The following is a 15961-nucleotide window of genomic DNA, read 5'->3' on the forward strand; positions in this document are numbered from 1 at the left end:
TGGCCGGATATCGGCTCAGAGCTTCGCCAGCAGAGCGGTATGTATCGTAGCAGGTAAGAAGGCGCTGACATCTCCCTGATGTCGCGCGACCTCTTTCACCAGTGATGAAGAGATAAAGGAATACTCCTGCGACGGCATCAGAAACACACTTTCCAGCGCAGAATAAAGGTGGCGATTCATCTGTGCCAGCTGCATTTCGTATTCGAAATCAGATACCGCACGCAGGCCCCGCACCAGCACACTGGCCTGTTGCTCACGGGCGAAGTCAGCCATCAGATTACTGAAACCGACCACTTCCACATTGGGTAAATGCGCGACCACTTCGCTGGCCAGCGCAATACGTTCATCCAGCGAGAACAGCGGCTTTTTGCCGGGGCTGGCGGCAATCGCCAGTACGATATGGTCGAACATCAGCGCTGCGCGGGTGACGATGTCCAGATGACCGTTAGTCATAGGATCGAATGTGCCGGGGTAGATTGCTTTGGTATTCACAGATGCCCCTTGCCAGAAGAATGAGAGGCGTTATGCAGCGCCCAGAGTGCGGTGTACTTGTTAAAGGTATACTGTGCATTGACGACGGCCAGCAACCAACCCTGTTTACCGTCGAGAAAACCGGCCCGCAAAATCAACGTCTTAAAAAAGGCACCGAGAGTATGGGCAAACACCGAGGCAATGCTGCAACCTTTACCCTGATGGTAACGCTGTTTTGCCCATGCTTCCGCGTAGGCAAACTGTTTCCACTGAAAGGCTGAAAAATCGCGACAGGTCAGATGCAGCAAATCACCGCGCAATGCCGTTACCGTAGCGCCTCTGGCGTCGAGCGATTCGTGCACCTGATGGTCGTTATAGTGAAAAGTCGCCGGATAAAGGCGGACTACCCGATCGGGATACCATCCGCTGTGGCGCATAAAGCGGCCAAGAAACAGATTGCGACGGCTCAGACTGTAAACCGTGTTGGAGAGCGGCTGCTCCAGCACCGTTTCGATGGCACTTCTCAGTTGTGGTGTGACACGCTCATCGCTATCGATCATCAAAATGACGGGGTGGCTGGCATAGCTCTGTGCCAGCTGGCGCTGTTTGCCATAGCCCTGCCATTCTGCTGAGTGATAAACCTTTGCACCATGACGAGCCGCTATCTGCGGTGTGCCGTCACTGCTGCCCGAATCCAGCAGGATAATTTCATCGGCCCAACTGACCGATGCCAGGCATTCCGGCAGCAGGTCCGCTGCATCTCTGGCGATCAGCACGACGGACAGTGGGTGGCGTGTCGTCATTTAGTGGTTCCGCTGTGGCAGATAGGGTTCAAGTAACTGTAGCAGGCGTTGCAGCGCGCCCTGATTCTGATGAAGCACTTCTACGGCATGACGGCCATAGTAAAGGCGATAGTCTTCATCTGTCAGCAGCGTGCCAATCTCTTTATCCAGTGAGCTGGCATCGGTGACGGTAATCAGCCCGTCGGCCTGTGAAAGCCTGGCGCAGATATCTTTAAAGTTGAAAGTATGCGGTCCCATCAGCACCGGAATGGCATGAGCTGCCGCCTCCAGCGGATTATGACCACCGCGTTCCACCAGGCTGCCACCGACAAAGGCCAGGTCGGCAATGCCGTACAGCAACATCAGTTCTCCCATTGTGTCGCCAATCACCACCTGCGTACTGCCAGATGGGATCTCGCCACTGCTGCGCAGAATAAAGCTGAAGCCGTTTTTTTGCGCCATATCGCGGGCAGTGGCGAATCGCTCCGGATGGCGCGGAACCAGAATCAGTAGCAGGGTGGGAAAACGCTGTAACAATCTGCGGTGTGCATCAAGAATAACGCTCTCTTCACCATCGTGAGTGCTGGTGGCGATCCATACCGGACGGCGCGGCGCCCACTGGCGGCGGAGCGTGACAGCGCGAGCGGCCAGCTCCGGGGTGACCGATATATCAAACTTCAGACTGCCGGTAATGGTCAGCTGAGTGCGTTTTAATCCCAGACTGATAAAGCGCTCGCCATCCTCTGCATTCTGCGCCGCGATCAGGGTTATCTGCCGCAGCAGACGTTGCATAAACTTACCGAGTTTTTTATAGCCCCTGGCCGAACGTTCTGACAGGCGGGCATTGGCAATGACCAGCGGAATGTTGCGCGCGTGCAGTTCGGCAATCATATTGGGCCACAGCTCTGTTTCCATAATAATCACCAGCCGTGGGCTGACATTATCAAGAAACCGCTGCATCGAACCGGGCAGATCGTAGGGAAGATAGACGTGATGTACATCTTTGCCGAAGGCTGATGCTGCACGCTCTGAACCGGTTGGCGTCATGGTGGTAACGGTGATCGGCATGGCAGGATAACGATGACGTAATGCCCGCACCAATGGCACCGCTGCCAGCGTTTCTCCCACCGAAACTGAGTGCAGCAGGATGCCGTCCGGTTTAACCTTACCAGCGCAATAGCCATAGCGCTCCGCCCAGCGTTTACGATAGGCGGGAGCTTTGCGGCCTCGTAGCCAGAGCCGGAGCCAAATCAGCGGCTGAATGAGATACAGCAGGACGGTATAAAGTGTTGTCATCACAGTTATTAAAATGCGCGGAGCTCTGCGCAAGAGCAGGCCGAAAACAAGAAACAATGCGGCATGTTAGCAGATAGTCTTTCCGGCTCACACTACTTATCAGGCGTGCCGCATACTTCTTGATACAACGCATTAAGCTGGCCAGCCAGTTGTTGTGGCGAGTATGGCAGGACACGACGCCGGGCAGCATCACCCATACGGCTGTCTGCACTCCTCACTGGCACGGAGACGGCCGCGGCGGTCAGCGAAGGAATATCCAACGCGTCGCAGACAAAACCCTGCTCGCCGTCAACAATGAACTCCGCGCCACCGCAGGTAAAGCTGGTGATGACCGGCAGACCACATGCCATGGCTTCCAGAATAACGTTAGGGAAGGGGTCATACAGTGTGGGCAGCATCAGGCCATCGGCGGCGTGATAGAAAGGGATAACGTTATGCTGTACACCCGCAAAATGTACGCGGTCCAGACATCCCAGACGGCGAGCCAGCGCCACATAGCGCGCTTGCTGCTTGTCCTGTCCCACCACTAACAGATGAGCATCGGTAGCGGCGAGTGCGCAGATACTGGCTTTCAGTCCTTTACGTTCAAAGCCGGAGCCTACATAGATAAAAACCTTACTTTCAGCAGGGAGGCCCAGCTTTTCGCGTGATTGTTGCCGTTGCTCCGGCGTGGCTGGCATAAAGCGGTGTGCATCAATAGCATTATAAATAACGGCGAATTTCTCTTCCGGAAGCTGAAAGCAGCGCATGATGTCATGCTTAACCATCAACGAGTTGCAGATGATTTTTTTCAGGGAAGGTGAGCGAAACATGGTTTCTTCGGCGTTCATCACATAGCGATGGTAGGGGCTCAGGCGAGTCAGTAAACGCTGGGCTGGCGAGATCACCCTTGCCCGTTGCTCCAGCCAGACCCGATGCACACCATCGCCAGCGCGAAAAATATCACAACCGGCAATGCGTTCGTGGCTTTGCACAATATCGAATTTTTCCCGCTGCCAGCAGGCGCGAGCCGCCACCGCAAAACCGCGTTCACGCGAGATTCGCCCCCATTTTCTGGGATTACAGATATGCAGATGCCAGCCGGGTTTTGGTTCATCCTGCCAGCTACGGGTGATGATGTTCAGTTGCAGGCTGTCATCGTCCAGCGCCTCCAGCGCACGGGCGATAAACCGCTCTGCACCGCCGTCGGGCCGGTATTTCTGTCGGACTATTGCCAGGCGAACTTTATTCATCCAGATATTTCCTTGCCGCTGTGACCACGTCCTCAAGCGGGATAGCTGAGAGATAACGGGTTTCTGTGTTGGTATCAATGCTGTCTGGCGACGGCAGCGCGGCAAAGTCACCGGCCCAGATAACCTGGTTGTTTTCGCCCCAGGGGCGCCATTGGGTCAGCTTGGTTGGACCAAACAAGGCAATACAAGGCGTATTCAGTGCGGCCGCCATATGCATAGGCGCAGAATCGACACCGATAAACAGGCGGGCGTGATCGATTAGCGCAGCCAGCTGCGGCAGAGTGAGCTGGCCTGCCAGAGAAATGACGTGCCGGTGATGACACAGTGAGAGGATATTTTCGACCATCGCCTGCTCCTTTTTGTCAGGCGCAGCGGTTAACACAATGTCATAGCCCGACGCCGCCAGCGCATCAATAAGCCCGGCGACTTTGTCATCTTCCCAGCATTTGAATACCCAGCGCGAAGTGGGCTGGATCACGATACAGCGATCGGGGGAAGTCTGCTGTTTTGCCAGTATCGCCAGCGTTTGCTGCCAGTCGTCGTCACTGTAATGCATCGACGCCGGAAAACCGGTCTGCGGGATCCCCAGTGGCGTGAGAGCGGTCAGATTTTGTTCCACGGTATGCAGCGCATTGTGGCCCTGGGTGGAAATGAGATGAGTATGTGCGCGTTGCCACAGTGCATTCTGTCGCTTACGAAAATCGAAACCAATCCTGATTTTTGCCCCGGAAAGTCCGGTAATAATTGCGCTGCGCCACTGGTCAGCCAGATTTATCACCAGGTCGTAATGCGCATGGCGCACGGCCTTCACCAGCGCCATTTCATGACGGATATGCTGCCAGCTTCCCTCTTTCTTCCAGTTACGATCGATAATGTGCAGATGGCGGATCGCCGGATGTGATTGCAACATAGGGCGGGTTTCTTTATACAGCAGCACATCAATATTTGCGTCCGGATAGTGCTGACGGAGTGCATTGATCACCGGGGTGGTCAGCAGCATGTCACCATGATGACGCAGTTTTATCAGCAGAATATTGCTTGGCGCAAAAGTGGTGGGAATGGGAAGAGCCGTGGGCATACTCATTGGGTCTCAAAGTGAAGTGGACCAATTGTAAGGGAAACGCTGTTGCGGGGAAAGCTGACTGCTGCCCGCATTATTTTTTACGCCAGCGCCAGACGCGCCATAACCAGAGCAGCAACTGATACCACTGGCGAATTCCCCGTGCATTTCGCAACATCAGTCCCGGTGTTTTACTGGCAAACAGATCGGCAATCATCGTCTGACGCGCCTGCTCGTCGGGTTCACGACGTAACGAGTGGCAGACGATCAACGCTTCTTTGGTTACCTGCCGGTAGACTGCCGCAGGAATAGTAACCTTCTGACGATAACGCTGATTGATTTCGTCCAGCATTCTGGCGATTTTAAGATAATGCCGCTGATATTCGGCGTTACGCATGCCGGTGCGTTTCTGGTTGCTGATCGACTGGTCATGGACGTAGTAACGATACATGACTTTTTCGTTGTAGCGCACTCTTTGTGCATTGAGCATCAGTTCGGTGGTCCACGGAATATCCTGGTGATGCAGTCCGGGCTCAAAGCACAGCTGAAGCTTTTCGATTAACGCACGACGGTAGATACCCAGCCAAACCACATGCAGATAGCGATTGGTCGATAATGCTTTGCCGAGCCACTCGGCACCACTCAGCACGGTGGTTGATTGCAGGCGATCGGTTGGGATCAGCGGTTTGGCACGGCCACTCCCCCAGAATACCCGCTCCGCATTGCATTGCGCCACATCCAGATCGTCAGTGAGTGCCATAGTCATCAGAGTGCTGTACATCTCTGGTGATAAAGTGTCATCGGCATCGGGAAAGGTGACATATTGCCCGCTGGCAACGGCCATGCCCGTATTGCGCGCCCGGGAAACCCCACCATTCTGCTGATCGATAACCTGGATATGCGGATACTGTGCGGCATAGCGATGGGCCATTTCTGCTGATTCATCAGTAGAACCATCATTAACGATGATAATTTCGACAGAATCCAGCGTTTGCGCCAGTACGGACTCAATAAAAGCCTGGAAACTCTTACCAGCGTTGTACATCGGGACAATCACGCTCAACTGCGGCGCGGAGGGTTCAGAATGCGGCTTCATACTCAGGGTAATATCTTCTTTTCTGTCAGGTGTTGCGGACTGCGTGTGCAGATAAAGTCGTAAATATCATCCAGCTTGCGCGCATCAAGCGCAAAAAGCTTTTCAGCCGGATAGACAAATTTGTAAGGGGCCTGAAAGACAAATGATGACGGGGCGATATGATCTGGCCCTATCAACAATACTTCACCTAAAGGTCGCTGCTCTTCAACACTGCATGGGCCATAGATCAGCACAATCGGCACGTTTTGTGAGTCAGCGATGTAGACATTTCCGGAGTCTGAGGCGACATAAAAGTCCATATTGCCAATTGCCCAGGGCAACTCTTCAAGCGTGAGTTTGCCAATCATGTTGACAATGTTATGGCTCTCATCCAGCACGTTGTACAGCTGTTGCAGCCACGGATTTTCTGAGGGTGTGCCAAATACATAGAACAGGCATGGCAGTGGACTCAGCCGCTCAAACAGTTTTTTCCATGTGGCAGCCGGGATGGTTTTGGCCTGATTGCCAGCGGAAATGCTGATGCCAATCCTGATCATATCCGGACGTAATAACTCTTCCGGTGGATTTTGCGGCTGATAGAGCGGCAGGGTGGCATGCTTGGGATAGCTTACCCGGCTCAGCGTGCGGTCTGCCAGCCGGAGATAGCTTTCCACCGTCAGCGAGGTTTTGCTGTGTTCAACAATACCGTCAGCCGTCGCGTAGAAAAGAGCGTGGTACCATTTTCTACGGTAGGTTGAGAGAAACTGTTTATTTGAAGCATTACAAATCGCGGCACAGAACAGATTCAGGCCGTCAGGATGTAGCAGGTAAATATTGTCGTAGCGATTGATCAGCATGAAGGCCAGCTTCAGCTTGTTAAGCGTGCTGCTCTTATAGTCTTCAACGTAGAACACCTCCTCAAGGGTGGCGTCATACTTCGCCAGCGGCGCAACCGTTCGGCTCAGCAGGGCATCGCTCTGTCTGAGATGTTTCAGCAGCGGGGTGATATTGATGAAATCCCCGATTTTCGCCGTCTGGATCACCAGATTGCGGGATGGCTTTCTGTGGCCCAGCTTCTTTAGCAGCTTCAGAGGCAGCAGAAGCAGGAATAAAAACACATAATTCACGCCCCGTTCTCCCTGAGCGAAATGAACCCTGTCCAGTCAGCAATGGAACCGGCAGGTGTTAAGATTTTGCACATATTTATCACTGAGTTCTGATATCTGTTCCTGTTCACCATCACTATCATGGGGTAAAACCTTAAATCATGATGAAAGAAAAGTGTGATCTTCATCCGTAATGAAGCTGTGTGATAAACGAAAAGCGCGGCAATCATAATGACGTTTTCTGATGATACATGTCAGAAGGGTTCTTATTTTTATCAATTAAATCAATGTATTGTTGGCATATTTTCTCAACGCTGTAAGGTTGGAGATTCAGCCTGGTAACATCGGGCGGATTGTCCCAGATATCTTTCATGGTGGCTGCCAGCGAATCGTCATTCATCTCTGCCAGTCCACGGGCAAGATCGCCCGTCAGAATGCTGGTTGGCCCACCCGGACAGCGGGTGCTGACAACCGGCGTATGGCAAATCAACGCCTCAACCAGCACATTGCCAAAGCCTTCACTGTCGGAGCTGACCACCAGCATTCGGGCATGGCGTATCCAGGGATAGGGATTGCTGGTAAAACCCTTGAAAACAACCCTGTCGCTGATAGCCAGCTCACAGGTCAGCGCTTTCAGTTTTGTGGTGATTTCATCACTGCCCTGACCAATCAGTACCAGTGGTGCAGTCAGACCACTTCTGGCATAGGCTCGCAGCAGGCGATCGTGGCGTTTGGTTTCATGGAAACGTCCTACATGAATCAGGTAATCCTGCCCGGCCATTTTGCAGGGTTTAAAAGATTGCGCCAGCACCGCCTCAAAATCAAAAGGGTTAAAAATAACCACTTCCCGGGCAGGCTGAATGTGGAAAGCCTGCTTAAGATCGTCAATAACATATTGTGAAACGCCCAGCACATTACGGTTTTGATAGACTTTTCTGGTCTTGGCTTTTTTCAGCCATAACGAAAATCCGCTGCGTTGTGCCAGATAAGAGGCAGAAAAAACGCCGTGCAGGCAGAACCAGGTTTTCGACGGGGACAGCGCGGTGCAGCGTCTGACAATGCGGTCGGTTTTGTGCAGGTGAGAAACGACCAGATCAAAGCTTCCACCTTCTTCTTCCGCCGCAACAATCGCCTGATTCAGCAGCTGCGCACGGCGACTCAGTTCCGTCAGTTTTCGCCAGGGTTTCTGGCAGCGATCTTTAATAACCAGATAATGCAGGCCATCAGGGATAGGGTAATCACACACGGTTCGCAGTGAAAACAGTGAAACGCGGTGGCCGCGTTCCATCAGTCCCCGGGCCAGCGTGAGCACCACCTTCTCAGCACCTCCGCCGGGCAAGCCATCAATGATCATCAAAATACGCTTGGACAATTTTTCACCCTTAGACAGAGGCACTTTTTCGCGGGAAGGTGTGTTTTCCCTTCCGCACTCAATACAACTTATTGTTGCCATATTTAATGCAGACCATCCCTTTATCCTGAGCGGGTTAATGATGTCGTGCCGATCTCAGGAATCTGCTTACCCACCTGCGTTGTCTGTTGAGGTTATCTTAAAAAATTAATAAAGATAGTGCTATCCGAATCGGTCCACCGCAGAGTGAGGAGACAAATCTCTTTGCGTCTCTTCAGGGGGCTGCGTAACATACCGCCAGGGTCATCGTGGAGCCGCAACCAGCATGAGCAAACCAGCATTTTTAATCACTATTGATACCGAAGGCGACAATCTTTGGCGTAACCGATCGGGCAATGTTACGACCAGAAACGCGGCATTTCTTGCCCGCTTCCAGCAGATTTGTGAAAAATATGCCTTTAAACCAACCTGGCTGACCAACTATGAAATGGCCACAGACCCGGTATACATCGAGTTTGCTCGCGATGTGCTCGCCCGCAACGCCGGGGAGATTGGGATGCATCTGCATGCCTGGAACAGTCCTCCTGACTATCCGCTGACAGAAAATGACTGGCAGTTTCAACCCTATCTGATTGAGTACCCTCGTGAAGAGATGCGCAAAAAAGTGGCGTTTATGACCGGGTTGCTGGAAAAAACCTTTGCGACAAAAATGCTCAGTCATCGTGCAGGTCGTTGGGCCTTCAACGAATATTACGCGCAGTTATTAGTTGAATTTGGCTACCGGGTGGATTGTTCGGTGACACCGGGAGTGAACTGGCAATACTCTCCGGGCGCGCCGCAGGGTAAGGGGGGGACCGATTACAGTCGTTTTCCACGCAGCGCCTATTATATTGATCCTCATGACATTTCTCGTTCAGGAGAGTCTGCTCTGCTGGAAGTGCCGATGAGTATCCAGTACCGGCATTCCGCGCTGATGAACATGCTTAAACAGGGATATGACAGCCTGCGCGGTAAAAAACGCAGTCCTTCGGTGCACTGGCTACGCCCGGTGGGCGGGAACGTTGAGCAAATGATTAACGTGGCGGAAAAATCCCTCTCATCCGGAGCAGATTACGTCGAATTTATGCTGCATTCTTCTGAATTTATGCCTGACGGAAGTCCGACGTTTAAAACCGAAGCGGATATCGAGCGGCTTTATGATGATCTTGACCGACTCTTCTCATGGTTACACAGCCGGACTCGTGGGATGACGCTGGCGGAGTATGCTGCTGATAAATCAGCCAGCGCTCCGGCGAAATCAATCAGCTGACGCTTTTAATCTGCGGGCTGTTTATTACGGTGGGTGAGAATGCTGCCTGAAGATGCCGGTAATCGTCAGGTTGCAAACTGCGTCCTCTTCACATACCCCGTTTGCGCACGGCCAGCATCTTTCTTTTATAACTCATCCTGATTTTGCTGTTCAGCAGAAAGCGCCCAAGACTGATTCTGGCAATACGCTCTTTCACCGTATTGCCCTGTGAGGTTCCACGCAGGGCGGGATGATAACGATTGGCAATATCCAGCCAGTGGCAGGTTATCAGGTGTTCAAATCGGGCAGGCAGAACCTTGTCCATATTTTGCGTTGCTGCAATCAGACAGCTGATTTTGCGCTCATCTATAGCCGTCGACAGGCTGTGCTGGTGCTTACGATACAGATAGAAGCCGCTGGTGCTGAACAGTGTTTTCTTACTGTGAGTCAGTAACAGCGGAAACAGCCAGGTGTCTTCATAACAGATGAAGTCCGGAAAAGCATGTTGTTGTAGCAGCGTTCTGGAAAAGAACTGACCGATGAAATGCGCCTGGAAGTCACGATGTACCAGAAAACGTTCGATTGCATCGTTTCTGGTCAGTTCGGTGTGTTCACCGGGTTGCCACTGTAACCTCGGGAGCTCGTGGCGAACTTCGATAATTTTACTCAGCAGGATGTCGGGAGTGTGCATCCTCAGCGTATGCAACCTGTCGTGCAAGGCGCAGGGCAGCAGTTTGTCATCCCCGTCAACCATCAGAATGTAATCACCACAGGCCAGCTTAACGGCATGATTACGAACTTTACCTACGTTGCGGTAGTCAGTATGGAAACTGCGCAAAAGCGGCAGCCGTTGTGCGTAGTCATCAATGATCGCCTGAGTATTGTCCGTGGAAGCGTCATTAACAATCACAATCTCCGCCCGTGGCAGTGACTCGCCCAGTGATGCAACGATACTGTCTAAGGTCTCGGCAAGATAATCGCCACAGTTGTGTGCGGCGATCAGGATGCTCAGGCAGGGTGCTGTCATCTTTTTTTAATCTTTCACGCGATCAGAGGGAGGAGATGTTCGGCCACAGTCTCCGCTGAAATATCAGCCATATTATTGCCCTTATTTGGGCGCAGTACGAACTGATTTTTACCATAACCACCAATCAGTCCCGGGTCGGTAGGTCCATAAAGCGTAATATTAGGACGATCCAGAGCGGCAGTCAGATGACTCAGTCCGGTATCGACTGACACCACCGCTTTCGCTCCGGCCAGCGTGCGGGCCACCTTTTCCAGCGTCAGCCTGGGCAACACTTCCACATACTCAAAACCTTCTGCCAGTCTCAGCGCCCGCTGGTGTTCCTTTTCGGTTCCCCACGGCAGTTTGATCTTCAGTCCGCAGGTTTCCACTAATGCTGTCAGTTGACGCCAGTTTTCTTCAGGCCAGTGCTTCGCCTCGCGCGTGGTGGCATGCAGGAATACCAGATAGTTTCCGGCATCGGCAGGCGGTTCGGTCAGAAAATGTGCGGCGATAGCATAATCACCCTGCGTATCAGGCAGCGGGTAACCCAGGCTTTTGGCGAACAGTTCGCGTGTGCGTTGCACGGCATGCTGCTGTTTATTGATTTCATGCCGTTTGTCATACCACCAGCTGGCGAAAGGCTCACGCGCGCTGCGGCTGTCCTGACCGTGCTTAATGCCTTTGGCAATACGGGTAACCAGTGCGGCGCTTTTGATTAATCCCTGTGCATCAATAACCAGGTCGTAATGACGTGACTGGAGCTCGCGTTTAAACAGAAAACGCTGCTCGCGAACTTCACTGCCAAACCAGTGCTTGCGCCAGCGCCGGATGGCAACCGGGATCACCCGGTCTACCGCAGGATGCCAGCCGGGAATTTGTGCAAATCCCTCTTCCACCACCCAGTCAAAACGAATATCGGGTAACGCCTGCATGGCATCTGTCAGGGCGGGCAGGGTGTGCAGCACATCCCCCATTGATGAGGTTTTAACGATCAGGACCTGCATGGGTTCTCCAGATGTTCGTCCAGCAGTGTCATCAGCTCTGTCATTACCCGTTCTGGTTGAATATCGATCAGACTCTGATGGTAGCCTGCTTCACCTTCGCCTTTCCGTACTTTGTGATAACCGGTGATCAAACGGATCACGCGCGCTTTGTCTGAAAGCGGAGGGGTAAAGTCCGGACTGCTCGGGCCATACAATGCAATCAGTGGGCGATCGAGGGCGGCAGCAATGTGCATCAGCCCGGAATCATTACTGACTACGGCCTTGCAGTTAGCCAGCAAAATTACCGCCTGCTCCAGCCTGGTCTCGCCCGCCAGATTGCGGCAGTGCTGACGGGCCTCATCCGGCAGACTTTGCAGGATTTGCCTGCCCGTCTGCTGGTCTTTTTCGGAACCGAACAGGGCTATCTGATAACCCGCGTCGATCAACATCCCGGCCAGCGCGGCATAATGATAATGTGGCCAGCGTTTGGCTGGACCAAATTCTGCTCCCGGACAGAAGCCAATGACGGGCCTTTCTGCTGCCAGATGGAACTGTGCCGCCGTATGCTGTTTCTCTTCTGCTGAAACGACCAGCGACGGCCAGAGCAGCGGCTGAGGAAGGTCTTTTGCAGAGGCGATCTGCTGTCGGTCATAAGCCAGTGCCACATAGCGCTCAACCATGAGTGGAAACGCCGCTTTATCCAGCACCCGCATATCGTTCAGCAGGCCGTAGCGCATCTCTCCGCGCCAGCCCGTGCGGGTTTTGATATTGGCAAAAAAGGGCACCAGCGCAGACTTAAACGAGCCGGGCAGAATGTAAGCGTGATCGTAGCCTTCACTGCGTAAGGCTTGTCCCAGCCGCCGACGTTCGCCCAGTTGCAGCGCGCCATGACCAAGTGGCATCGCCAGTGCCGTAGTGACTTCCGGCATGCGGGAAAGTAATGGACGGCACCATGCCGGTGCCATCACGTCGATTACCGCCTCAGGATGTTTGACTTTAAGCGTGCGGTAAAGGCTTTGCGACATCATCATATCGCCGACCCATGACGGGCCGATTACCAGAATTTTCATGACAGGCATTGCCCTGTTACACGCTGCGGTTCAGCCAGGCCATATATTCAGCCACGCCTTCGGCCACGGTTTTGAAAGGTTTATCATATCCCGCTGCGCGCAGCCTGGTCTGATCCGCCAGGGTGAAAGCCTGATAGCGGCCTTTAAGTTTCTCCGGGAATGGGATGTATTCAATTTCACCTTTCTGATGGAAATTCAACGCGGCATCAGCCACTTCCTGGAAAGACTCAGCACGGCCTGTACCACAATTGAAGATACCGGAGACATTGTTCTGCCAGAACCACAGGTTGACAGCAGCCACATCGCCGACGTAGATAAAGTCACGTTTGAAGTTGTCGCTGCCTGCAAACAGCTTAGGATTTTCACCGTTATTCAACTGGGTGTTCAGGTGGAAGGCGACGCTGGCCATGCTGCCTTTGTGGCCTTCGCGTGGACCATATACGTTGAAGTAGCGAAAACCGCACACCTGCGATTGCGCTTCAGGCAGAATTTGACGGACATAGTGATCGAACAGCATTTTGGAATAACCGTAGACGTTTAGCGGCTGTTCAAACTGACGTTCTTCAATGAAGTTGTCGTTACGACCACCGTAGGTGGCGGCTGAAGAGGCATACAGGAAGGGGATCTCTCTTTCAAGACAGTAATGCAGCAGCTCTTTGGAGTACTGATAGTTATTATCCATCATGTACTTGCCATCCCACTCGGTGGTGGAGGAGCAGGCACCTTCGTGAAACACCGCCTCAACGTCATCAAAATCTTCATTTGCGAGAATGGCAATAAGGAAATCTTCCTTATCCATATAGTCTGCGATGTTCAAATCCACCAGATTGGCAAATTTGGTGCCATCTTTCAGGTTGTCGACCACCAGAATATCGGTGTGGCCCTGGTCATTCAGCGCCTTGATGATATTGCTGCCAATAAATCCTGCGCCGCCAGTGACGATAATCATAAGCTTAAGCCTTAAGAAAAAGTGGGGTGAAACGGGACGTTCCACACGCTGATACTTTTCATCATAACATTTCAGCAGGGCTCAGGCAGCCAGATGACTCCGTAAGCGAATGCGATGCGCCATTCCGGCCTTTTGCCATCAACCCTGGTGTTTTTCAGCGTCGGTCAGGTAACGCACTTTTCGCGTGTAATCCTGGCCTTTGAAGGTGAGAGGCGTCAGCGATGACTCAAGGTATTTTTGCCATTCAGCAAGGGGAAAACCACCGTGTGCGCCAATCACTTCTTGTGGAATTGTTGCGGTGCTGCCGCCAATTTTTTTGGAAACCGGCCAGTTCATCCAGTCTCCCAGATTGACGGTTTTGAGATCCAGCAAATCCAGCAGCGCCGCCAGTGGTAACTGATCGGTTGGCGGCTGTGAATCGTCCATCAGCTCCCAGGTATCCTGAAACAGCGTCAGCCACAGAGGGCAAATACGCTGCCAGGTGCGGCGGGTTGCCGCCAGAAAAGCGCCGTTAACATGATCGACGATAAACGGACGAATGGCGTTGCGATAGTAGGCCGGGCGATTATGCTCCGGCGCATTCATCAGCTTGGCAATCATCTTACCCTGACGAAAGCTGGAATAGAGATGGCCATCCAGCATGTCGATGACCGGCATCTGAAGCAGATTCAGGTCAGAATCGATCATCAGAATGCCCTCTGTGCGCGCCTGCAACGGTGTCTGGAGCTTGATCAGTCTGCTGCGGTAAATCTGCTTATAACGGTAGCTCTCTTCGCGAAACGGAACGTCCAGCGTCACTACGCGCGTTTTTGGCGGCAATGAACCAAATTCTTCCTCTGGCCGGTCGGTAACAATCACAATCTCTTCTGCCATAGTGGCAAAACGGGAAGCAAACAGCGCGCTCAGTAGCGCCTCTTCAATATAATCCTTACCGGTGCAGGGGATCATTACGGAGGTCACCGCAACGTTACCCTGAACCGCTTTCTGCTGATAAGGGAGGTTGTGGCGCGCACGCACGTGGCGGAATCGGGGGTTAAGAAATTCAAACATGCGATGGATTCCCATGTGTCGCATTCTGCAAAATAGTTTCCACACCAGAGATGTAGTTCTCAATGGCATAGCGTTCTTTTACGCGGCTGTTGGCCTGCATTAACAGCTGCTGGCGGGTGGTGGTGTCAAGCCACAGCGTTTTTATCTGTGCAAACAGCGCATCAGTATCACCATAGTCATACAGCAGGCCGGTTCTGTTGTGCTCAATGAGTTCTGCCGTTCCCGTCACCCGTGAGCCAATGACCGCCGTTTTCAACAGCATGGCCTCCAGCACTACGCGGGGAAGGCCTTCACTTTTTGATGCACGGATAAACACATCAAAAGCGGCAAGATAGTCCAGTGGATTGTCGCGAAAACCGGTAAAGATCACGCGTTCGGCAATCCCTGATTGTTGCGCCTGCTGTTGCAAAGCGTCATGCAGTGGGCCTTCACCCAGCACCACCATCCGCCAGTCGACGTCAGGAAAGGCGGCGGCGAATTTCGCCAGTGCCTGCAAAGTATGATGATGTGATTTTCTGGCAATCAACGAGCCGATGCTGCCAAATACAAAGGTTTCCGGCGGGACATTGAGTAACTTCTGGCGCATGGCTTCACGTGCGGGTAAGGCCTGGCTGATGTCGATAGCATTAAACACCGTAAAGCACTTTTCTGCGGATACGCCATGTGAAAGCAGGACCTGATTTACCCCGTCGGAAACGGCAATGACCGCACTGGCGCGTTGATTGATCATCCGCACCAGCCCTGAGTTAAGAACCGGTTCGATGCGGCAGTGTTGTACAACCGCAATGGGCAGGTTGTTGGCCGCCAGGTAACCCTCGGCGTTCGAACCCGGCTGGTTATTCATATACAGCAGACTGAAACCTTGCTGCACGATAAGCTGGCGAATTTTCAGCGCATTAGGCTTAATCCGCCATAAGGTATCAACAAAGCGGGTGACTTTCTGCCGCAGGCCCCGATGAAAAAACACCAGCCCACGCAGCAGTTCTTTGGCGATTTTCGCCCGGCGCGGCTGAAGACGCTGAGGAATAAAGATCACCGGAATGCCAAGTGAATTCAGCACCTGCTCAATTGAATCGCCTTGGCCACGGCGATAGTTATGATAAAAGCAGCAATGAACGTCAAACCGCCGGCGATCAATACGTTTCAGCAGTTCCAGCATGCTGTTAGTCCCGCCACCCCATTCGTTACCTGTATCCAGTAACAGAATTTTTATGCTTTGATGTTCCATCATGCTATTTCCCT

At 52.8% G+C, this 15961-nt stretch carries 15 protein-coding genes; 1 reads left to right on the forward strand and 14 read right to left on the reverse strand.

The window, feature by feature from the left end; translation table 11 throughout:
* Window positions 1-15 precede the first annotated feature (15 nt).
* The 8 genes from coaD to BG55_RS05350 all read right to left on the reverse strand — a co-directional run bounded on the left by coaD (window position 16) and on the right by BG55_RS05350 (window position 8376).
* The gene (gene coaD / locus BG55_RS05310) at window positions 16-492 is read right to left on the reverse strand and encodes a pantetheine-phosphate adenylyltransferase (RefSeq protein WP_034935147.1); all 477 of its coding nucleotides are present in this window, start codon (window positions 490-492) and stop codon (window positions 16-18) included.
* The gene (locus BG55_RS05315; RefSeq protein ID WP_034935149.1) at window positions 489-1274 is read right to left on the reverse strand and encodes a glycosyltransferase family 2 protein; all 786 of its coding nucleotides are present in this window, start codon (window positions 1272-1274) and stop codon (window positions 489-491) included. The genes coaD and BG55_RS05315 overlap by 4 nt, the downstream gene beginning before the upstream one ends.
* Window positions 1275-2549, reverse strand: coding sequence for a lipid IV(A) 3-deoxy-D-manno-octulosonic acid transferase (gene waaA / locus BG55_RS05320; protein ID WP_034935153.1), 1275 nt, complete (start codon window positions 2547-2549; stop codon window positions 1275-1277). It lies immediately after the preceding gene.
* A 92-nt stretch (window positions 2550-2641) separates the two neighbouring features.
* Window positions 2642-3781 (reverse strand): glycosyltransferase family 4 protein, encoded by a 1140-nt coding sequence (locus BG55_RS05325; RefSeq protein WP_034935155.1) that lies wholly within the window; start codon window positions 3779-3781, stop codon window positions 2642-2644.
* Window positions 3774-4859, reverse strand: a complete 1086-nt coding sequence (gene rfaQ / locus BG55_RS05330; protein ID WP_034935157.1) for a putative lipopolysaccharide heptosyltransferase III — start codon at window positions 4857-4859, stop codon at window positions 3774-3776. The genes BG55_RS05325 and rfaQ overlap by 8 nt, the downstream gene beginning before the upstream one ends.
* Before the next feature lie 76 nt (window positions 4860-4935).
* On the reverse strand, window positions 4936-5937 hold the full coding sequence (locus BG55_RS05335) for a glycosyltransferase (RefSeq protein WP_034935160.1): 1002 nt from the start codon (window positions 5935-5937) through the stop codon (window positions 4936-4938).
* Between the two features lie 2 nt (window positions 5938-5939).
* Window positions 5940-7043: a glycosyltransferase family 9 protein gene (locus BG55_RS05340; RefSeq protein ID WP_034935163.1), complete on the reverse strand. Its 1104-nt coding sequence runs from the start codon at window positions 7041-7043 to the stop codon at window positions 5940-5942.
* A 205-nt stretch (window positions 7044-7248) separates the two neighbouring features.
* Complete coding sequence (locus BG55_RS05350; protein WP_052018703.1) at window positions 7249-8376, reverse strand: glycosyltransferase; 1128 nt, start codon at window positions 8374-8376, stop codon at window positions 7249-7251.
* A gap of 322 nt (window positions 8377-8698) precedes the next feature.
* Between BG55_RS05350 and BG55_RS05355 the strand changes: the two genes are divergently transcribed.
* Entirely contained in the window at window positions 8699-9682 is a 984-nt protein-coding gene (locus BG55_RS05355) for a polysaccharide deacetylase family protein (RefSeq protein WP_034935169.1), read from the forward strand.
* A gap of 88 nt (window positions 9683-9770) precedes the next feature.
* On the opposite strand, the gene BG55_RS05360 is transcribed toward BG55_RS05355, so the two are convergent.
* The 6 genes from BG55_RS05360 to BG55_RS05385 form a co-directional block, all read right to left on the reverse strand.
* Window positions 9771-10688, reverse strand: a complete 918-nt coding sequence (locus tag BG55_RS05360) for a glycosyltransferase family 2 protein (protein WP_034935172.1) — start codon at window positions 10686-10688, stop codon at window positions 9771-9773.
* A gap of 14 nt (window positions 10689-10702) precedes the next feature.
* Window positions 10703-11671, reverse strand: coding sequence for a lipopolysaccharide heptosyltransferase RfaC (gene rfaC, locus BG55_RS05365; RefSeq protein ID WP_034935175.1), 969 nt, complete (start codon window positions 11669-11671; stop codon window positions 10703-10705).
* Window positions 11659-12720, reverse strand: a complete 1062-nt coding sequence (gene rfaF, locus BG55_RS05370) for an ADP-heptose--LPS heptosyltransferase RfaF (RefSeq protein ID WP_034935177.1) — start codon at window positions 12718-12720, stop codon at window positions 11659-11661. The genes rfaC and rfaF overlap by 13 nt, the downstream gene beginning before the upstream one ends.
* Window positions 12721-12736: 16 nt before the next feature.
* Entirely contained in the window at window positions 12737-13669 is a 933-nt protein-coding gene (gene rfaD, locus BG55_RS05375) for an ADP-glyceromanno-heptose 6-epimerase (protein WP_034935179.1), read from the reverse strand.
* Between the two features lie 138 nt (window positions 13670-13807).
* Entirely contained in the window at window positions 13808-14719 is a 912-nt protein-coding gene (locus tag BG55_RS05380; protein WP_034935329.1) for a hypothetical protein, read from the reverse strand.
* Window positions 14712-15947 (reverse strand): glycosyltransferase, encoded by a 1236-nt coding sequence (locus BG55_RS05385; RefSeq protein WP_034935331.1) that lies wholly within the window; start codon window positions 15945-15947, stop codon window positions 14712-14714. The genes BG55_RS05380 and BG55_RS05385 overlap by 8 nt, the downstream gene beginning before the upstream one ends.
* Between the last annotated feature and the right edge of the window lie 14 nt (window positions 15948-15961).

It is taken from the genome of Erwinia mallotivora (assembly GCF_000590885.1).
GTDB classification, from domain to species: Bacteria; Pseudomonadota; Gammaproteobacteria; order Enterobacterales; family Enterobacteriaceae; genus Erwinia; species Erwinia mallotivora.